Source organism: Micromonospora sp. NPDC049836, assembly GCF_044465125.1.
GTDB lineage: Bacteria > Actinomycetota > Actinomycetes > Mycobacteriales > Micromonosporaceae > Micromonospora.
Window position 1 is genome coordinate 236532 of record NZ_JBITLH010000004.1, and the last position, 19406, is coordinate 255937.

Annotated in this window: 17 protein-coding genes; 10 read left to right on the top strand and 7 right to left on the bottom strand. The window is 75.5% G+C overall.

Annotated elements, in window-relative coordinates:
- Nucleotides 1-10 precede the first annotated feature (10 nt).
- From lnt to ACIBPB_RS12775, 3 genes are read left to right on the top strand one after another with little or no spacing between them, the layout of a single operon-like run.
- Nucleotides 11-1522, top strand: a complete 1512-nt coding sequence (lnt, locus tag ACIBPB_RS12765) for an apolipoprotein N-acyltransferase (protein WP_396840096.1) — start codon at nt 11-13, stop codon at nt 1520-1522.
- A 40-nt stretch (nt 1523-1562) separates the two neighbouring features.
- Nucleotides 1563-2354 carry a polyprenol monophosphomannose synthase gene (locus tag ACIBPB_RS12770; RefSeq protein WP_396839737.1) on the top strand — a complete coding sequence of 264 codons (792 nt, stop codon included), beginning with the start codon at nt 1563-1565 and terminating at the stop codon, nt 2352-2354.
- 56 nt (nt 2355-2410) lie between these two features.
- Nucleotides 2411-2968, top strand: a complete 558-nt coding sequence (locus tag ACIBPB_RS12775) for an FxsA family protein (RefSeq protein ID WP_396839738.1) — start codon at nt 2411-2413, stop codon at nt 2966-2968.
- 66 nt (nt 2969-3034) lie between these two features.
- On the opposite strand, the gene ACIBPB_RS12780 is transcribed toward ACIBPB_RS12775, so the two are convergent.
- Complete coding sequence (locus ACIBPB_RS12780) at nt 3035-3376, bottom strand: RNA polymerase-binding protein RbpA (protein WP_046564157.1); 342 nt, start codon at nt 3374-3376, stop codon at nt 3035-3037.
- Nucleotides 3377-3598: 222 nt separating this feature from the next.
- On the opposite strand from ACIBPB_RS12780, the gene ACIBPB_RS12785 reads away from it, so the two are divergent.
- The gene (locus tag ACIBPB_RS12785) at nt 3599-5080 is read left to right on the top strand and encodes a peptide MFS transporter (protein WP_396839739.1); all 1482 of its coding nucleotides are present in this window, start codon (nt 3599-3601) and stop codon (nt 5078-5080) included.
- Nucleotides 5081-5092: 12 nt separating this feature from the next.
- Here the strand turns inward: ACIBPB_RS12785 and ACIBPB_RS12790 are convergent, their stop codons facing one another.
- Nucleotides 5093-5680 (bottom strand): pyridoxamine 5'-phosphate oxidase family protein, encoded by a 588-nt coding sequence (locus ACIBPB_RS12790; protein WP_396839740.1) that lies wholly within the window; start codon nt 5678-5680, stop codon nt 5093-5095.
- Between the two features lie 103 nt (nt 5681-5783).
- Between ACIBPB_RS12790 and ACIBPB_RS12795 the strand changes: the two genes are divergently transcribed.
- Nucleotides 5784-6455, top strand: coding sequence for an NAD-dependent epimerase/dehydratase family protein (locus tag ACIBPB_RS12795; protein WP_396839741.1), 672 nt, complete (start codon nt 5784-5786; stop codon nt 6453-6455).
- 76 nt (nt 6456-6531) lie between these two features.
- Here the strand turns inward: ACIBPB_RS12795 and ACIBPB_RS12800 are convergent, their stop codons facing one another.
- Together ACIBPB_RS12800 and ACIBPB_RS12805 are read right to left on the bottom strand one after the other, a co-directional pair.
- Entirely contained in the window at nt 6532-7659 is a 1128-nt protein-coding gene (locus tag ACIBPB_RS12800) for a hypothetical protein (protein WP_396839742.1), read from the bottom strand.
- A 56-nt stretch (nt 7660-7715) separates the two neighbouring features.
- Nucleotides 7716-9101, bottom strand: a complete 1386-nt coding sequence (locus tag ACIBPB_RS12805) for an MFS transporter (RefSeq protein WP_396839743.1) — start codon at nt 9099-9101, stop codon at nt 7716-7718.
- A gap of 78 nt (nt 9102-9179) precedes the next feature.
- On the opposite strand from ACIBPB_RS12805, the gene ACIBPB_RS12810 reads away from it, so the two are divergent.
- The 4 genes from ACIBPB_RS12810 to ACIBPB_RS12825 are packed head-to-tail and all read left to right on the top strand — an operon-like array spanning nt 9180 to nt 12529.
- The gene (locus ACIBPB_RS12810) at nt 9180-9824 is read left to right on the top strand and encodes a TetR/AcrR family transcriptional regulator (protein ID WP_396840097.1); all 645 of its coding nucleotides are present in this window, start codon (nt 9180-9182) and stop codon (nt 9822-9824) included.
- A gap of 54 nt (nt 9825-9878) precedes the next feature.
- A complete protein-coding gene (locus tag ACIBPB_RS12815; RefSeq protein ID WP_396839744.1) occupies nt 9879-11189 on the top strand; it encodes a flavin-containing monooxygenase in 1311 nt (436 codons plus the stop codon).
- On the top strand, nt 11186-12010 hold the full coding sequence (locus ACIBPB_RS12820; RefSeq protein WP_396839745.1) for an SDR family NAD(P)-dependent oxidoreductase: 825 nt from the start codon (nt 11186-11188) through the stop codon (nt 12008-12010). Before ACIBPB_RS12815 ends, ACIBPB_RS12820 begins: the two co-directional genes overlap by 4 nt.
- Nucleotides 12011-12019: 9 nt before the next feature.
- Nucleotides 12020-12529, top strand: a complete 510-nt coding sequence (locus tag ACIBPB_RS12825; protein WP_396839747.1) for an NUDIX hydrolase — start codon at nt 12020-12022, stop codon at nt 12527-12529.
- Nucleotides 12530-12539: 10 nt separating this feature from the next.
- On the opposite strand, the gene ACIBPB_RS12830 is transcribed toward ACIBPB_RS12825, so the two are convergent.
- From ACIBPB_RS12830 to ACIBPB_RS12840, 3 genes are all read right to left on the bottom strand, one after another.
- Nucleotides 12540-13565, bottom strand: a complete 1026-nt coding sequence (locus ACIBPB_RS12830) for a LacI family DNA-binding transcriptional regulator (protein WP_396839748.1) — start codon at nt 13563-13565, stop codon at nt 12540-12542.
- Nucleotides 13562-16003 carry a beta-glucosidase gene (locus ACIBPB_RS12835; RefSeq protein ID WP_396839749.1) on the bottom strand — a complete coding sequence of 814 codons (2442 nt, stop codon included), beginning with the start codon at nt 16001-16003 and terminating at the stop codon, nt 13562-13564. Before ACIBPB_RS12835 ends, ACIBPB_RS12830 begins: the two co-directional genes overlap by 4 nt.
- A 262-nt stretch (nt 16004-16265) precedes the next feature.
- On the bottom strand, nt 16266-17486 hold the full coding sequence (locus tag ACIBPB_RS12840) for an ROK family protein (protein ID WP_396839750.1): 1221 nt from the start codon (nt 17484-17486) through the stop codon (nt 16266-16268).
- A gap of 199 nt (nt 17487-17685) precedes the next feature.
- Between ACIBPB_RS12840 and ACIBPB_RS12845 the strand changes: the two genes are divergently transcribed.
- Nucleotides 17686-19353 (top strand): extracellular solute-binding protein, encoded by a 1668-nt coding sequence (locus ACIBPB_RS12845; RefSeq protein WP_396839751.1) that lies wholly within the window; start codon nt 17686-17688, stop codon nt 19351-19353.
- Nucleotides 19354-19406 lie beyond the last annotated feature (53 nt).

Sequence of the window (19406 nt, forward strand, 5' to 3'; positions counted from 1 at the left end):
GGCCCTGCCGATGGCCCTCGCGGCCGGCGTGGCGCTGCTGGCCGCGTTCCCCCCGTACGGCAAATGGGCGCTCGCGCCGGTCGGGGTGGCGCTGCTGGCCGCCGCGACGCACCGGCGGCGGCTGCGCGCCGGCGCCGGGCTGGGTTTCCTGGCCGGGGTGACGCTGTTCGCGCCGCTGCTGGAGTGGACCAACCTGCACACCGGCTACCTGCCGTGGCTGCTGTTGTCGCTGTTGCAGGCGGGCTACCTGGCGCTGCTCGGCGCGGCCGGAGCCTGGGCGTCGCCGCTGGCCGACCGGTGGCGCTGGGGCTGGCCGGCGCTGACCGGGCTGCTCTGGGTGGGGCAGGAGGCGCTGCGCGACCGCACCCCGTTCGGCGGCTTCCCGTGGGGGCGGCTGGCGTTCAGCCAGGACACCTCCCCGCTGCTGCGGCTGGCCGCCCTGGGCGGCGCCCCGCTGGTCACCTTCGCCGTGGCGTTCACCGGTGGGCTGCTGCTCACCGCCGCCTGGCGGGACTGGCGGCGCCCCGCCGGACAGTGGCGGCCGGTGGCCGCCCTGGCCGCCGCGCTCGCCACGCTGCTGGCCGCCGCCGGCGGCGTGCCCACCGGGGTACGCGGCGGCGGGGACACCGTCACGGTGGCCATCGTGCAGGGCAACGTGCCCCGCCTGGGGCTGGACTTCAACGCCCAGCGGCAGGCGGTGCTAAACAACCACGTCGACGCCACCCTGAAACTGGCCGCCGAGGTCACCGCCGGCACCCGGGCCCGCCCCGACCTGGTGGTGTGGCCGGAGAACTCCAGCGACATCGACCCGCTGCGCAACCCCGACGCCGGGGCGCGGATCTCCCAGGCCGCCGACGCGGTCGGCGCGCCGATCCTGGTCGGCGCGGTGCTGCTCGGACCCGGCGAAGGGCAGGTCCGCAACGCCGGCCTGCTGTGGCGCCCCGGCAGCGGCGCCGACCTGGACCAGCTCTACACCAAACGCCACCCGGTGCCGTTCGCCGAGTACATCCCGCTGCGCCGCATCGCCCGGATGGTCAGCGCCGAGGTCGACCGGGTCCGCTCCGACTTCGTCCCCGGGGAGCGCGCCGGGGTCCTGGACGCCGGCGCGGTCACCCTCGGCGACGTGATCTGCTTCGAGGTCGCCTACGACGGCCTGGTCCGGGACACCGTCACCGGCGGCGGGCAACTGCTCGTGGTGCAGACCAACAACGCCACCTTCGACGTGGCGGAGGCCCGCCAGCAACTGGCCATGGTGCGGTTGCGTGCCGTCGAGCACGGCCGGGCCGCCCTGATGGCCTCCACGGTCGGGGTGTCCGGGTTCGTTTCCCCCGACGGGCGGGTAGACGGGGCGACCGGGTTCAACACCGCCGAGGTGGTGGTGCGGCAGATGCGGCTCGGTGACGGTTCCACCCCGGCCACCCGGGCGGGGGTGTGGCCGGAGGTGGCCCTCGCGGCGCTCGCCGTCGCGGCCCTGGCCGGCGCGGCCGTGCTGCGCCGCCGCCGGGAGGTCGCCCCCGGGTAGGACGACGGTGCCGGTACGCCGGCGGGGAGGCGGTACGACGGTGGGCGTGGCAGCCGACAGGCGGACGGCCGGCCATCCCGGGGTGGGGCGGGTGCTGGTGGTCGTCCCCACCTACAACGAGGCCGACAACGTCAGCCGGATCGTGACGCGGATCCGGGCGGCCGCCCCGGCGGTGGACATCCTCGTCGCCGACGACAACAGCCCGGACGGCACCGGGGCGATCGCCGACGCGCTGGCCGGCGGCGACCCGCAGGTGCACGTGCTGCACCGCCAGGGCAAGGAAGGGCTGGGCGCGGCGTACCTGGCCGGGTTCGCCTGGGCCCGCCGGCGCGGCTACGACGCCGTGGTGGAGATGGACGCCGACGGCTCGCACGCCCCGGAGGACCTTCCGGCGCTGCTGGCGGCCGCCCGTAACGCCGACGTGGTGATCGGTTCGCGGTGGACCCGGGGCGCGCAGGTGGTGAACTGGCCGCTGCGGCGGCTGCTGCTGTCGCGCTGCGGCAACCTGTACGCGCGGCTGGCGCTGGGCATGCCCGTCTCCGACGCCACCGGCGGCTACCGGGTGTACCGGTCGAGCGCGCTGGACGCCATCGACCTGGCGTCGGTGCGCTCCCAGGGGTACGCGTTCCAGGTGGAGCTGTCCCGGCTGGCGCACCGGGCCGGGGCGCGCATCGTCGAGGTGCCGATCACCTTCGCCGAGCGGGAGCACGGCGACAGCAAGATGAGCCCGCTGATCGTGGTCGAGGCGCTGTGGCGGATCACCAGTTGGGCGCTGCGGGACCGGCGGGTCGTGGCGCGTCGCCGTCCCGCCGCGCTGGCCCGGTGGCCGTGACCCGCCGGCGTGTCATGCTGGAGGGGCGTGAGGACACCGCCGGCTGATGAGGTGAGATGCGCCGAGGACTGAGGTACGTACCACCGGCCCTGCTGCTGCTCGCGGTGCTGGAGTTGACCGTGTTCATCCTGGTGGGCCGGGCGGTGGGTTTCGGCGCCGCGGTGCTGCTGGTGTTCGCGGCGTCGCTGCTGGGCCTGGTGCTGCTGCGTCGCGAGGGGATGCGGGCGTGGCGGGGCTTCCGGGCCGCCGTGGAGTCCCGGCAGCCGCCCGGCCAGCAGGTCACCGACGGTCTGGTGGGCCTGGTCGGTGCGCTGCTGCTGGCGCTGCCCGGCCTGGTCAGCGGCGTGGTGGGGTTGCTGTTGCTGGTGCCGCCGCTGCGGCGGCTGGCCCGGGGCGGGGCGCAGCGCGCCGCGGAGCGCCGGGTGTCGTCGGTGGTCGCCGGTGACCTGTTCGGCCCGCGCCGGGTGCGGGTGCGCCGCGACGCCCCGCCGTCGGACGCCGGGCCGCCGCCGCCCGCGGCGGGGCAGCCGGGCGGTGCGGTGCCGGGCGTGGCACAGCCGGTGGAGCCGGGCCGGGCCATCGAGGGCGAGATCATCGAGCCCGGCCGGTCCTGACACCGGTACGGACATGACGAAACGCCCCCGGGGGATCCCCGGGGGCGTTTCGGTTGACCGGTGCGCTCAGGCGCGGCCGCGGCGGGTGCGAACCTCCTGCAGCCGCTCGGCCAGGATGTCTTCCAGTTCGGCGATCGAACGCCGCTCCAGCAGCATGTCCCAGTGGGTACGCGGCGGCTTGGCCTTCTTCTGCTCCGGCTCGCTGCCGTCGACCAGCCGGGCGACGCTGCCGTCGAACTTGCACTCCCAGGTCGTCGGGACCTCGGCGTCGACGGCGAACGGCACCTCGAACTGGTGGCCCTTGGCGCAGAGGTACTCGCGGGTCTGACGCGGCGCGAGCTCCGTGTTGCGGTCGGATTCGTAGCTGACCGCGCCCAGGCGGCTCCCGCGCAGCATGCGCTCGCCCATGATCGACTTCCCCTCGCTCGTGGTGCTGGTCTTCTCGGTGTAACGGTCCGTCTCCGCCGGGCCATTCCCGCCCACGCGGGCAAGGTCCGCGCGGGTCGGAACCCTGCAAGGGTAGCCGGACAGAACGGCGGCCCGGCGGGCTCGTCCCCGGCCGGGCGAATAGGTGGAGTGATTCGACTGCCAACGGGGATGTTAACCGCCTGGACGGGTGCGGAGGTGACGATGAGCAGTGACGCGCCGATCGAGGCCCGACCGCCCGGGGGAAAGACCTTCTTCGGCCACCCCCGGGCGTTGTCGACCTTGTTCCTCACCGAGATGTGGGAGCGGTTCAGCTTCTACGGCATGCGGGCCATCCTGGTGCTGTATCTGACCGCGTCGGTCGCCGACGAGGGCCTGGGGATCAGCGAGTCCACCGCCAACGCCGTCTACGGCACCTACAACGCGATGGTGTACCTGATGGCGCTGCCCGGCGGCTGGATCGCCGACCGGCTGCTGGGGGCCCGGCGCAGCGTGCTCTGGGGCGGCGTGGTCATCGCCGCCGGCCACTACGTGATGGCCGTGCCCACCCGGTGGAGCGTGTTCGCCGGCATGGCGCTGATCGTGCTCGGCACCGGCCTGCTCAAGCCGAACATCTCGACCATGGTCGGCGACCTGTACGACCGGGACTCCCCGCGCCGCGACGCCGGCTTCTCGATCTTCTACATGGGCATCAACCTGGGCGCGTTCATCGCCCCGCTGATCACCGGCTTCCTCGGCGAGAAGATCAACTGGCATCTGGGCTTCGGCGCGGCGGCCATCGGGATGACCTTCGGCGTCATCCAGTACGTGCTGGGCCGGCGCAACCTCGGCGACGCCGGCGCCCGGCCGGCCGACCCGCTGCTTGGCGCGGACCGGCGGCGGGCGCTGACCCGCATCGCGGTGGTCACCGTCGCGGTGCTGGTCGTCCTCGCCGTGCTCGCGCTGATCGGGCTGTTCACCGTCGACACCGTGGTCAACCTGCTCACCCTGGTCACCGTGCTGGTGACCATCGCGTACTTCGCCCGGATCCTGACCGACCGGGAGATCAGCAGGACCGAGCGCAGCCGGATGAAGGCGTACCTGTGGCTGTTCGTCTTCGCCGCCGCGTTCTGGCTGATCTACGACCAGGCCGGATCGGTGCTGAACATCTTCGCCGCGGACCGGACCGACCGGAACGTGAGCGGCTTCACCTTCCCGGCCTCGTGGCTGCAGTCGGTCAACCCGATCCTGATCATCATCGGTGCGCCGCTGGCCGCCTGGCTCTGGCTCAAGCTCGGCCACCGGGTGTCCACGCCGATGAAGTTCGCCGTCGGCCTGGTGCTCAACGGCCTGTCGTTCGTGCTCATGGCCGCCGCCGCGCAGGCCGCCGTCGGCGGCGACCTGGTCTCCCCGTGGTGGCTGGTCGCCGTCTACGCCATCCAGGTCGCCGGCGAGCTGTCGCTGAGCCCGGTCGGCCTGTCCGCCACCACCAAGCTGGCCCCGGTCAAGTACGCCAGCCAGATGCTGGGCCTGTGGTTCCTGGCCACCGCCGTCGGCGACGCGATCGGGGGACAGGTGGCCCGGCTGGCGCAGAGCTGGTCCGAGCCGACGTACTTCCTGACCTTCGGGCTGGCGTCGGTCGTGCTGGGGCTGGCCGCGGTGATGTTCACCCGGCAGATCCGCGGCCTGATGGCCGGCATCCACTGACCGGTGCGGCCATCAGGCGGCCGGGGCCGGCGGCAGCGGCAGCGGCAGGCCGGGCAGCCCGTCGATGCTGCTCGCCACGTGCTCCTTGCCGGCGAAGTAGGCGCTCAGCGACGCGTCGTCCTCCCGGGCGAAGCGCCGCCCGTGCAGGTCCCGGTCGGCCTGGTAGGTCATCAGCGGCACCGCGTACCCGCAGGTGTCGCGGATCAGCTCGGCGCGCACCAGGATGATCGCCCGCAGGCCGTGCTCGCTCGGGTCGATGGCGAAGTGCGCCAGCAGCGCCGGCCAGCGGGGATCGTCGCGGAACACCGGCTCGCCGCGCCCGTGCACCCGCACGATGTTCGGCGGGCCGTCGAACGCGCACCACATCAGCGTGATCCGGCCGTTCTCCCGCAGGTGCGCGATGGTCTCGGCGTTGCTGCCGGCGAAGTCCAGGTAGGCGACGGTGTGCTCGTCGAGGACCGCGAAGCAGCCGCGCAGGCCCTTGGGGGAGAGGTTGACCGTGCCGTCGCCGGCGAGCGGGGCGGTGGCGGTGAAGAACATCGGCTGCGCCTCGATGAAGGTCCGCAGCCGGCCGTCGATTCGCTCATACGTCTTGCCCACGCCTTGATCATCCTCCGGGATCGGCTGCTGGCGCTGCCCCGTCCCAGGTAGTGGCCGGTGCCGGGGCATCTCCTGAGCCGGGCGCACGAGTAGGTTCTGGTGCATGCAGGACGCACCACGCGGCAGGATCGCCGACCGGCCCGCTGATCTCACCGCGGCGGTCCCGCCCGTACGGGTCTTCGTCGCCGGTGCGACCGGCGTGCTCGGCGCCCGCATTCTGCCCCTGCTCACGCGGGCCGGACACACCGTCGCCGGGATGACCCGCACCCCCGGGAAGGCCGAGCTGGTCCGGTCCCTCGGCGCCGAACCGGTCGTGTGCGACGTGTACGACGCCGGTGCCCTCACGTCCGCTGTCGAGAGGTTCCGGCCCGACCTGCTGCTGCACGAGCTCACGGATCTGCCCGACACCGCCGAGGAGTTGCCGGCCCGACGCGCCGGAAACGCCCGTATCCGGGTCGAGGGGACGCGCAACCTCATCGACGCGGCGATCGCGAGCGGGTGTTCCCGGCTTCTCGCCCAGAGCATCGCCTGGGCGCTACCGCCCGGGGACGGCGCCGCCGCCGTGCAGACCCTGGAGGACGCCGTCCTCGGTTTCGGCGGGGTCGTGTTGCGCTACGGCCAGTTCTACGGCCCCGGCACCTTCTACCCCGACGCGCCGCCGGGTGCCCCGCGCATTCACGTCGACGCCGCCGCCGCACGCACCGTCGCGGCGCTCAACCAGCCGAGCGGCATCATCACGATCGTCGAACACGAGCAGCGCAGTCCCGCGGGTTGAGCCGTCGACGGCGGGGGCCGCAGCCACCCCGTCGGCGCCCCCGAGGCGGTGGTCCCGCCGATGCCCGGCCACCGGCCTAGGTGGGCCCGCTGGGGTGGGAGCCGAGCCGGGCCAGGGCGGTGGCCAGGTCGCTGACCTGGTCGGCGAGCTGCGCGGCCCGCCGCTGGGCGGCGTCGCGGTCGGCTTCGGCGGCGGTCAGCCGTACCGTCAGCTCGGCCAGCCGGGCCTCGACGGTGGCGGTGGCCTGCCGCGCGGCGGTCAGGTCGGCGGCGAGCGTGTCCCGCTCAGCGGCGCGTGCCGCCAACTCCTCGCGGGTGGCGGCGACGGCGGCGACCGCGGCCGCGCGGTCGGCCTCGGCCCGGTCCCGCGCGGTTCGGGCCTCCGCGCCGGCCCGCCGGGCCCCGGCGGCCTCCGCGCGGGCCTGCTCGGCCGCCGTCCGGGCGGCCTCGGCGTGGTCGCGGGCCCGGTCGGCCTCGGCCCGCCACCGCTCGGCGCGCTCCACGGCCTCGGCGGCCGAGCGGGTGGCCCGTTCGGCGTCGCCGCGGGCGGCGTCCCGCTCGGCGGTCAGGTCGGCGGCGCGCCGGCGCTCGCCCTCCAGTTCCGCCCGCCCGGTACGCAGCTCGTGGCGGGCCGCGTCCCGGTCCCGCTCGGCCTGCGCCCGCAGCGCCTGCGCGGCACCGGCCTCGGCGCGGGCCTCGTCCCGGGCGGCCTCGGCGCGGGCCGCCCGGTCGACGGCCGCGGTGGCCGACGCCTCCGCGCGCTCGGCCCGCTCGGCGGCGGCGTCGCGCTCGGCGCGGGCCGTCTGGGCGTCCTGCCGGGTCCGGGCGGCGCTCGCGGCGGCGTCCTCGGCGTCGCGGCGGGCCTCGTCGCGTTCGGTGTGCGCGGCGGCGACCTGGGCGGCGGTCTCGGCGCGGACCTCGGCGAGCTGCCGCTCCACGCCGGCGGGGGAGAGTTCGGCGTGCAGCGCCTCGGTGAGCGTCGCCACGATCTGGTCGAGCCGGTCCACCGCCTCCCAGGTGCGGGCCACCTGCCCGGGCAGGCCCGGGGCGTTGCGGTGGCGCATCCGCGAGTTGCGCGAGGCCCGCTGGCAGGCACCGTCGTTGTCCCGGCAGTAGCGGAACGGCCGGCCGGCGCCGGGGCGCTGCGGCACCTCCCGTCCGCAGTGGGCGCAGGGACGGGTCTCGGGGGCGGGCTGGGCGTCCATCGGCGGCGAAGTCTAGTTGTCCCGGGCCGTCGCGGCGGTGCGCGGGTGCCGCCCGGTCAGCCGGCGGCCGCCGCGCCGGCGTCGGCGTGTGCCGTCCGGTCGGCGTCGGCGCGGGCCGCCGAGTCCAGTGTGTAGCGGCGTTGCAGCAGCACCGCCAGCACCATCAGCGCGGCGGGCAGCAGGCCGAAGCCGTACCGGATGGCGGCCAGCGCGGCCGGCGACTGGATCACCGTCTGCCCGGCGGTGGAGGCGACGAACCCGCCGGCGGCCAGGCAGAGCGCGTAGGCGTACGCGCCGAGGGCGCCGCCGGTGGCGTCGACGGCCGTCCACACCCCGGTGTACGTGCCGGCCCGGTCGCCGCCGGCGGCCCGGATCACGTCGGGCAGCATCGAGAACGGCAGCAGTTGCATGCCGGCGAAGGCCACCCCGAGCACCGCCACCACGGCGACCAGCACGGGCAGCCCGGCCGGCCGGCCGACGGCGAGCACCAGCGAGCCGACCGCGAAGACCGACTGCGCGGCCAGCAACGCCCGCTGCTTGCCGATCCGGCCGGCCACCACGAGCCAGGCGGGGGTGACCAGCAGCGCGGGCGCCAGGAACGCGGCCATCAGCACCGTGGTCAGGGTCGGGCGGCCCAGCTCGTACTCGGCGTAGTAGGGCGTCCCGGCGAGCACCAGGTGGGTGGTGGTGGACATGGCCAGGTAGGCGGCGACCAGCCAGCGGAACTGCCGGTCGCGCAGGCTCGCCGCCAGCGCCGGCCAGCCGCCGGGCGCGTGCGGGGCGGCCGGGGCCGCGGCGGTGCGCCGCAGCCGGCCGATCCCGCCGACGCCGACCAGCATGGCGACCAGCATCCCGGCCGCCAGCACCACCCCCATCCGCAGGTAGCCGGCGCGGCTGGCGGTGTCCCCGCCGGTCAGCAGCGGCGCCAGCAGCCCGGAGGCGAGGATGCCGACGGTGAGCACCACCATCCGGAAGGCCATCAGCCGGGTGCGTTCGTGGTAGCCGATCCGCAGGTCCGCCGGGGTGGCCAGATAGGGCACCTGGTAGGCGGCGAACAGCAGGTTGCCGGCGATGAACAGCACCGCCACCCAGGCCGCGGCGGGCGCGCCGGTGAGGCCGCCGGGCACCGCGAAGAGCGCGGCGAAGGCCAGCGGCAGTGCGCAGCCGGCCAGCAGCAGGCGTCGCCGGTGGCCGCGGCGGGCCTGCTCGACGTCGCAGCGGTGCCCGATCCACGGGTGCAGCAGCACGTCGGCGATCTTGGGCAGCAGCAGGGTCAGCCCGGCCAGCCACGGGGCCACCCCGAGGATGTCGGTGAGGAAGTAGAGCAGCAGCAGGCCGGGTACGGTGAGCCAGACGCCCATGCCGAGCGAGCCGGTGGCGAAGCCGGCGAGCGGCCCGCGGGGCAGGGTCGCGGCGGCGTGCCGCTGGTCGAGCCCGGTCATGTCGGTGTCCTCCCCGGGCACACGCCCCACCCAATCCAACGGATGATGGATTGTAGGGGGAACAATGGCGGGATGACCATGCCCCGACGGCGGCCGGGCCGGCCGCGCCGCGACGACCAGCGACCCACCCGCGACCTGGTGCTCGCCGCCGCCACCGCGCTCTTCGCCGAGCGCGGCTTCGACGCGGTCAGCCTGCGCGACGTCGCCGCCGCGGCGGGCGTCGACGTGGCCACGGTCGCCCACCACACCGGTACGAAGGGACAGCTCTACGACGCCTGCTTCGCCCGCGTCTTCGCCGCCGAGCGGCAGGTCGTCGAGGCCGCCGGCGAGCGGGCCCGGGCCGCTCTGGCCGCCGGGCCGGCCCGGGCGCTGCGGGCCCTGCACGACCTGGTGGACGTGTTCGTGGACTTCCTGGAGGACCGGCCGGAGACCACCGCGCTGTGGCTGCGCCGCTGGCTGGAGCCGCAGCGGCACGCCGAGCTGGACCAGCGCTACGCCGAGCCGCTCTACACGCTGGTCGAGCGGCTGCTGGCCGCGGCGGCGGCCGGCGGGGCGCTGGTCGAGCCCACCCCGCACGTCACGGTGCGCAGCCTGGTCTGGGCGGTGCACGGGCACGTGGTGGCGCTCGCCGCCGGCGGTGGCTCCGGGGCCCGGGAGCGGCGGGAGTTCCGGGCGTTCGTGCACCGCCTGCTCGACGGGCTGTACCCGCCGGCCACCCCTTGACGCCGGTCGCCGCGCCGGGGATTATCCATCGGGCGTTGGATTAAGGAGGCGGGCATGACGGCAGCACCCACGGTCGCGGTGGTCGGCGCCGGCGCGGCCGGGCTGGCCACCCTCAAGGCCCTCGCCGACGCCGGGGTACCGGCCGTCGCGTTCGACAGCGCCGACACCGTCGGCGGCCTCTGGGTGTACGGCGCGCCCGACTCGCCCGCGTACCGGACGCTGCACCTGAACACCAGCCGGGGCCGCACCGAGTTCGCCGACCACCCGATGCCCGCGCACTGGCCCGACTACCCCGACCACCGCCGGGTCGCCGGCTACCTGGCCGACTACGCCGACCGGTTCGGGCTGCGCGAGGCGGTGCGGCTGCGGCACACCGTGCACCGGGTCGAGCGGGTCGACGGCGGCTGGACCGTGCACGCCACCGGACCGGACGGGCCGGTCCGCGTCGACGTGCCGGCCGTGGTGGTGGCCAACGGGCACAACCGGGTGCCCCGGCTGCCGGCGGCGTACCCGGGCGAGTGCACCGCCGAGCAACTGCACAGCCACGACTACCGCGGACCCGAACAGCTCGCCGGGCGGCGGGTGCTGGTCGTCGGCGGCGGGAACTCCGCCATGGACATCGCCGTGGACGCCTCGTACGCGGCCACCCGCACCCTGCTGTCGCTGCGCCGCGGCGTCTGGGTGGTGCCCAAGTACCTGCTGGGCCGCCCCTCGGACACCCTCAACGGGGCGCTGGCCCGCCGGCTGCCCTGGCGGGTGCGCCAGCGGATCAGCCAGGCGATGATCACCGCGACGGTGGGCCGACCCGGCCGGTACGGGCTGCCCGACCCCGCCCACGGTTTCCTCCAGGACCACCCGACCCTCTCCGACGGGCTGCTGTCCCGGCTCACCCACGGTGACGTCGAGGCCCGCCCCGGCATCGCCCGCTTCGCCGGCAACCGGGTCGAGTTCACCGACGGGCGCACCGACGAGATCGACCTGGTGGTCTGGTGCACCGGCTACCGGGTGGAGATCCCCTTGCTCGCCCCCGAGCTGCTCGGCGACGGCGCCGACCGGCTGCCGCTGTACCGGCACGTGTTCCACCTCGACGCCCCCGGCCTGGCCTTCGTCGGGTTGATGCAGTCCACCGGCTCGGCGTTCCCGCTGGTCGAAGCGCAGGCGCGGCTGGTCGCCGGACGGCTCGCCGGCACCTGGACGCCACCGGACCGGGACCGGCAGGCGGCCGCCTGCCGCGCCGAACTGCGCGCCGCCACCGCCCGCTGGGGCCAGCGCCGCCCGCACATGCGGGTGGACTTCGACGCGTACCTGGCCGAGCTGGGGCGGGAACTGGCCGCCGGGCGCCGCCGGGCGCAGGTGCCGGCATGAGCGGGCTGGCCGGCCGCCGGGTGCTGGTCACCGGCGCGCGGGGCACGTTCGGCCGACACCTGAGCGCCGCGCTGACCGGCGCCGGCGCCCGGGTGGTCGGGCTCGACCTGCACCCGGACCAGGACGCCGAGGTGCCGGTGCTCGGCTGCGACCTGACCGACCCGGCCGCCGTGCCGCCGGCGGTGGCCGCCGCCGTCGACCGGCTCGGCGGGCTGGACCTGCTGGTCAACAACGCCGGGGTGGGCGGCCCCGCGCCGGCCGAGCTGCCGCCCGACGAGGTGGTCCGGCAGCAGCTCGAGGTCAACCTGCTCGCCGCCTGGCGGACCACCGCGGCGGCACTGCCCGCCCTGGTGGCCGACCGCGGCCGGGTGGTCTTCGTGGCCAGCCGGATGGCCGTGCTGCCGCTGCCGCTGGCCGCCGCCTACGGGGTCAGCAAGCGCGCCCTGGTCGCGTACGCCGACGCGCTGCGCCACGAGGTCGGCACGCACGTCGGGGTCAGCGTCGTCTACCCGAGCATGGTCGCCTCACCGATCCACGACAGCACCGTCGAGGCGGGACTGTCCCTGAACGGGGTGTCCCGGCCGGAACCGGTCGAGGGCGTGGTGGCCGCGATCCTGCACGCCGCCACCGCCCGCCGCGCGCCCCGCGACGTCGCCACCACCGGGCGGGGACGCGTCGAGCTGGCCCTGGCCCGGCACGCGCCCGCCCTCGCCGACCGGCTGGTACGCCGTACCGTGGCCGGACGGATCGCCGCCGGCGACCTGGACGGCGCGCCGCTGGCCGCCGGCATGGTGTCCCGGCACCGGGAGGCCCGCCGGTAGGGTGCCGCCATGCCCCTGTCGCCCTACATCGCCCGGATGCGCCAGCACATCGGACCCGAGCTGCTCCTGCTCTACGGCGTCAGCGCCGTGGTGACCGACGACGCCGGACAGGTGCTGCTGGCCCGACGCGGCGACAACGGCCGCTGGTCCGTACCGGCCGGCACGGTCGACCCCGGCGAGCAGCCGGCCGACGCGCTGGTCCGCGAGGTCCACGAGGAGACCGGCATCCGGATCGAGATCGAGCGGGTCGCCGGGGTGGCCACCCACCCGGTCGTCTACCCCAACGGCGACGCCTGCGAATACCTCAACGTCTGGTTCCGCTGCCGGGCGGTCGGCGGCACCGCCACCCCGGACGGCGACGAGTCCCTCGCCGTCGGCTGGTTCGCCCCCGATCAGCTGCCGGAGCTGGACGACTGGTCCCGGCTGCGGATCACCACGGCGCTGCGCCCGGAGCAGACCGCCTGGCACGCCACGCCCGGCGAGCGCCACCCGGCGCTGGGCCAGCCCGACAACCTCTGAGCGCCGGCCGTCACCGGCCGGCCGGGGCCGTGCTGTCCCGCACGGTCAGCCGCGGTTCCAGCAGCGTCACCCGCGGTACGGGCTCCTCCCGCAGCCGCCGCATCAGCAGGGTCACCGCCTGCCGGCCCACCTCCTCGGCCGGCACCGGCACGCAGGTGAGCCCGGACTGCTCGGCGAACTGGTCGGGGCAGATCGCCACCACCGACACGTCCTGCGGCACCCGGCGGCCCAGCAGCGGCAGGGTGGCCAGGACCGGCGCGACCGCCGACTCGTTCTGCACCACCAGGGCGGACACGTCCGGGTGGCGCTCCAGCAGCTCCGCCAGGTCCCGGCGGACCGCCGCCGGGCCCTCCTCGACCGGCAGCGTGACCGCCTCGACGCCGAGCCGGGCGGCGGCCGCCACCACCCCGGCGCGGGTGCGGTGGGCGAAGCCGGTGCCGCGCGCGTAGACGGCGCCCGGGGCGCCCAGCAACGCGATCCGCCGGTGCCCGGCGCCGGCCAGGTGCTCCACGCAGACCTCCCCGGCCCGGTGGAAGTCCAGGTCCACACAGGCCAGCCCGGTCGGGTCGGTGGGGTGGCCGATCAGCACGCTGGGCAGCGCCAGGTCCCGCAGCAGCGGCACCCGGGAGTCCTCCAGCTCGACGTCCATCAGCAGCACCCCGTCGACCAGCGCGCTGCCGGCGATCCGGCGCAGCCCGGCGGGCCCCTCGTCGGAGGTCACCAGCAGCACGTCGTGGTCGTAGCCGCGGGCGGTGGTGACCACGGCGGTGGCGAACTGCATCACCACGGGCACCTGCATCCCGGTGCGCAGCGGCAGCACCAGGGCGATCACGTTGGCCTTGCGGCTGGCCAGTGCCCGGGCCCCGGCGTTCGGGTGGTAGCCGAGGGCGCGCACGCTGGCCAGCACCCGGTCCCGGGTGCCCGCCGAGATGGTCCGCTTGCCGCTGAGCACGTACGACACGGTGCTCGCCGCGACGCCCGCGTGCCGGGCCACGTCGGCGATGGTGACCTGCTCCCCGGCGGCGCGGCCGCTCATCGGGCCGCCCCGAGGCCGTCACCGGTGACCGCGCCGGCCGGCGCGGCGCCGCCGTGCACGGTGACCGCGCCGACCAGCCGGACGTCCCGGGCCGAGCGGCCGACCAGCAGCGAGTGGGTGGCGTCCTCGACCACCATGGCCTGCCGGTCGGCGTCCCACCAGGCCAGCTCGGCGGTACGCAGCCGCAGGGTGACGGTGGCCCGCTCGCCCGGAGCGAGGGTGACCCGGGCGGCGTCGCGCAACTGCCGCAGCGGCTGCTTGACCCGGGAGCGCCGCTGCCGGGTGTAGAGCTGCACCACCTCGGTGCCGGTACGGGAGCCGGTGTTGGTGACCTCGACGTGCACCTCGACCTCCTCGCCGGCGCGCACCGCGGCGGCGCCCGGGCGGAGCCGAGCGTAGTCGAAGCGGGCGTAGCTCAACCCGTGCCCGAACGGGTACAGCGGCTCACCCCGGTGGTACAGGTAGGTGGCGTCCGCGCCGATGATGTCGTAGTCGAGCAGGTCGGGCAGGTCGGCGGCGTCGGCGTACCAGGTCTGGGTGAGCCGGCCCACCGGGTCGGCGTCGCCGAGCAGCACGTCGGCCAGCCCGTTGCCGTGCTCCTGCCCGCCGTGCGCGCACCACAGCACCGCCGGCAGGTGCTCCTGCGCCCAGCCCACCGCGTACGGGTAGCTGCTGGTCACCACCAGCACGGTGCGCGGGTTGGCGGCGTGCACCGCCCGCAGCAGCGCCTCCTGCCCGCCCGGCAGGGCCAGGTCGGCCCGGTCCTCGGTCTCCCGGCCGTTGACCATCGGGTGGTTGCCGAGCACGACCACGGCCACGTCGGCGGCGGCGGCCAGCGCGGCGGCCTCGGCGGGCCCGTCGGCGACCAGTTCGGCGACGACCGTCGCGGCGCTGTCCCGGTCGGCCGTGACGGTGAGCCGTCCCGCCGCGTCGACGGTGACGTACCGGTCGGTGGCCAGGTGGTGCAGCAGGGCGGTGCCGTCGGCGCGGTGCTGGAACCGGAAGGTCTCCCGGACCACCCAGCCGCCCGGGCCGGACCGGTCGTTGACCAGTACGCCGTTGTCGTCGGCGCCGACGTGCCGGCCGTTGCCGACCGCGCGCAGCGCCACCACGTCGCGTCCCCAGTCGAACACGTCGAACCAGGTGGGCTCGTCACCGAGCGCCAGCGGCCCACCGTCCGGCCCGTCCGGGCAGCGCACGTACCGCTGGCCGAGGCGCAGCGCGATGCGGTCGGCGCCGGGGTGGGTGCTGACCTCGGGCAGCCGCGCGGCCAGCCCGGCGTACGCGCTGACCGCGTACGGCAGGGTGCCGGAGTACCAGTCGGTGTGCACGGCGTCGGCCAGCGGGCCGAGCACCGCGACCCGCGGTGGCGTGGCGGGGGAGAGGGGGAGCAGGCCGTCGTTGCGCAGCAGCACCACCGACTGGCGGGCCGCCGCGCGGGCCAGTTCCCGGTGCGCCGCGCAGTTCACCACCTCGGCCGGCACGCCCGCGTGCGGGTCGTCGCCGGGCGGGTCGAGGTCGCCCAGGCGCAACCGCAGGCCGAGGACGCGGCGGACCGCGCGGTCCACGTCGGACTCGCTGATCAGGCCACGGTGCAGCGCGTCGGTCAGCCGCCGCACGGTGGGGCCGGAGTCGGCGTCGTCCTCGGTGAAGCTGTCGATCCCGGCGCGCAGCGCGGCGGCGAAGCCCGCCACGTGCTCGGGCAGGTGCCGCTGCACGCCGGCGATGTTGCCCACCGCGCCGGCGTCGCCGACCACCAGCACCTCGCCGTCGGCGAAGCCGCGCAGCTCGGCCTCGATGAGCGGGCTCAGGTGCGCGGGTATGCCGTTGACCCGGTTGTAGGAGGCCATCACGGCCACCGCGGCGCCGGCCTCGAGCGGGGCCCGGAAGGCGGGCAGTTCGTACTCGTGCAGCACCCGGGGCGGCAGGTCGCTGGAGGTGGTGGCCCGGTCGGTCTCGTTGTTGTAGCCGAGGAAGTGCTTGAGGGTGGGCGCGGTACGCAGCCGGGTCGGGTGCTCGCCGCGCAGCCCTCGCGCGTACGCGGTGGCCAGCCGGCCGGTGAGCCAGGGGTCCTCGGACCAGCCCTCCTCGTTGCGGCCCCAGCGCGGGTCGCGCAGCGGGTTGACCACGGGCGCCCACACGTTCAGACCCACCCGGTCCGGGTCGGCCTGGTGCTTGGCGCGGACCTCGTCGCCGACGGCGGCGCCCACCGCCCGGATCAGCTCGGGGTTCCAGGTCGCGGCCAGCCCGATCGCCTGCGGGAAGACCGTCGCCGGGCCGAGCCAGGCGACGCCGTGCAGCGCCTCGGTGCCGGTGCGGAACGGGGGCAGGCCGAGCCGGGGCACCGGCGCCTGCCACTGGTGCAGCAGGCCGAGCTTCTCCGGCAGGGTGAGCCGGGCCAGTAGGTCGTCCGGGCGGTGGGGGGTGCGGTCGGTCATGGGCGGGGTGCCTTCCGTGGCGTGCGGTGCCGTCCGGCGGGGTCGAAGCGCTTCGACGACCGTGCCGACGAGCGGCGGCGCGCGTGCTGGCGGGAGCGGTGGTCGGCCCGGACGCTGGTGAAGCGCTTCGACAACCGCGGAAAAAGATGCCGCTCGGGCTGCCCTTGCCAGAGCCGGCGCTACCGAGGTTGGCACCCCCGGGCCGCCCGGTCAAGAGGGGCGACGGCAGTCGGAGCGGCCCACCTCCGGGCGGTTCGGCGGGTCAGCCGGCCGGGAGCCGGCCCGCCTCCACCGTGGCCAGTGCGGCGGTCGCCCCGCCGAGCGCGGTCGCGGCGGAGCCGAGGCTGCTCGCCTCCAGCCGGCAGCCGCCCTCGGCCGGGGCCAGCGTGCGGGCGGCGAGCTCGGCGCGGGCGGCCGGCAGCAGCCACTCCGCGAGGGCCGCGAAGTGCCCGCCGACCACCACCACCCGCGGGTCGAGCAGGTTGGCCAGGACGGAGACGCCGTGCCCGAGCTGTCGGCCGAGTTCGGTCAGCCCGGCCAGCACGGCGTCGTCACCGCCGCGGGCCAGGGCCTGGATCCGGTCGAGCTCCGGCAGGTAGTCGATGACCGGCCCGTCCTGCTCGGCGTCGGGCAGCAGGCGGCGGACCACGGCGTCCACCCCGGTGAGCGCGGCGAGGCAGCCGCGCCGACCGCACGCGCAGACCGGCCCCGCCGGGTCCAGCGGCACGTGCCCGATCTCGCCGGCGAAGCCCCGGCCACCGCGCAGCAGCCGGCCGCCGCTGACCAGGCCGGCGCCGACCGCCACCCCGCCGGTCAGGTGGATCAGGTCGGCCGTGCCGGCGTACCGGCCGTGGCGCTGCTCGGCCAGCACGGCGAGGTTGGCGTCGGTGTCGACGGCCACGGTGAAGCCCGGCTGCCGCAGCGCGCGGCGCAGCTCGGCGGCGAGCGGCACGTCCCGCCAGCCCAGGGCGGGCGCCAGCGGCACCGCGTCGTCGGTGTCGACCAGTCCGGGCACGCCGACGGTGAGGCCGAGCACGGTGCGGCCCTGCCCGCCGATGCGGGTGATCGCGCGGCGGGCCAGCGCGGCGAGCGCCTGCACGGTCTCCGCGGCGGTGGCGGCCGGCGCGGCGAAGGCCCGCCGCCAGGTGAGCAGCCGGTTGCCGCCGAGGTCGACGGCGACCACCACCAGCTCGTCGGCGCCGATCTGCAGGCCGAGCCCGGCGTACGGCGCGCCGTCGAGGACGAGCATGGTGGCCGGGCGGCCGACCCGGTTCTCGGTCAGCCCGGTCTCGCGCAGCAGCCGCCGGTCGATCAGCTCGGTGACCAGGCTGGAGACGGTGGCCTTGTTGAGGCCGGTGTGCGCCGCGATGTCGGCCCGCGAGCAGGGGGCGTGCAGGCGGACGTGCCGCAGGACCACGGCCCGGTTGGCCACCCGCACATCGCCCAGGTCGGTGGCTCGGGGTGGGGTGTGGATGCTGATCACGCGCTGCCCGCTTCCTGCGCCGACGGTCCCGGTGGTGCGGACCTCATCATCGCCTACCTCCGTGGCCGACCCGGGCCCGCCACCACCGGCTGTCTTGTGGGCGGCATCACCGTCGTCTAATTTGTTCGGCTAGAACCCCAACTAATCCTATGCGGATCCCCAGTCCTCACGAAACCCGTACCCACGAAGGGAGTGCGCCGTGAAGCCGTCCCTGCCGGGCGTATCCACCGACCGCCGGAGCGTGCTGCGGCTGATCGGCCTCGGCACCGCCGCCACCCTGGGCGGCGGCACCCTGGCCGCCTGCAGCAAGGAGGCGGGCAGCAAGGGCACCGCCACCAAGGCCGACGCCATCCGGTCGGTGCTGCCCACCTACAAGCCGGCCGAGCTGCTCAAGCCGGACATCCCGGGCGACGGGCCGATCCCCGACGGCTACCTCGCCTACCCCCGCCAGCTCGTGGACGCGGTCACCGAACAGCCCGGCCGTGGCGGCCCGGCGATCCGCACCATGAGCCCCTGGTGGGGGCCGACCCCGCCGACCCTGGGCAAGAACTCCTACCTCGCCGCCGTCAACGCCAAGCTCGGCGTCGACGTCGACCCGAGCCTGCAGGACGGCACCACCTACGCCGACAAGCTCAACGCCATGCTCGGCGCCCGCGACGTACCGGACCTGCTCAGCATCCCGAACTGGGAGGTCGACAAGATCGCCCGGTTCTCCGACGCCGCCAAGGCGCTCTTCGAGGACCTCACCGACCACCTCAAGGGCGACGCCGCCGCGACGTACCCGTACCTGGCGTCGCTGCCCACCGGGGCCTGGGAGTACTCGGTGTGGGGCGGCCGGCTCGCCGCGGTGCCGTTCCCCACCGACGGGCCGTTCGGCTGGGCGCTGTTTCATCGCAAGGACCTGCTCGACAAGGCCGGGCTGGCCGCCCCGACGTCCCCCGAGGAACTGCACGAGCTGGGGAGGAAGCTCACCGATCCGGCCAAGGGTGTGTGGGCCTTCGGCACCGTGTTCGACATGGTCCAGCAGTTCTTCGGCTGCCAGCAGATCTGGCGCAAGAAGCCCGACGGCGGCCTGGAGCACAAGTACGAGAACCCGGCCTTCGCCGCCGCGCTGGAGTTCACCGCGAAGCTGTTCGCCGACGGCCTGGTCCACCCGGACACCGTGTCCAGCAAGGGCGCCGACGAGAAGCAGCTGTTCAAATCCGGCAAGATCACCATGTTCCAGGACGGCCTCGGTGCCTGGCAGGGCATGCAGAGCGAGCAGACCAAGGTGCTGCCCAGCTTCAACATGCAGCCGCTGCCGGTCTTCGGCGCCAACGGGAACAAGCCGCTGATCTGGGGCAGCGAGAAGCCGATCTTCTTCACCTTCGTCAAGAAGGGCCTCGGCAAGGACCGCACCGAGGAGCTGCTGCGGGTGCTCAACTGGTGCGCCGCCCCGTTCGGCAGCCGCGAGTTCGAGCTGCGCGAGTACGGCGTGGAGGGCAAGCACTTCACCCGCGCGGCCGACGGCAGCCCGGCGCTGACCGAACTGGGCCGCCGGGAGATGGGCGCCCAGTACACCCACATCGGCGGCCGGGTCCCGGTCAAGGTACGCAGCGCCGACACCCCCAACTACGTGCAGGAGTACCTCGGCTACTACAACAAGAACATCGGGCTCATGGAGAAGGACCTGTTCGCCGGGATCAAGCTGGAGTTGCCCGCCAACTGGTCGAAGCTCCTCCAGCCCACCGAGGACAAGCTGCGCGACATCCTGCGCGGGCGGCGGCCTCTCAGTGACCTGGAGGCGGTCAAGAAGGAGTTCTTCGCCACCGGCGGCGAGGAGGGGCGCGCGTTCCACGAGAAGGCGCTCGCCGACAACGGCCGATGAGCGGGACCCTGCTCCTGGCCGCGCCGGCGGTCGCCGGGCGCCGTGCGGTGACC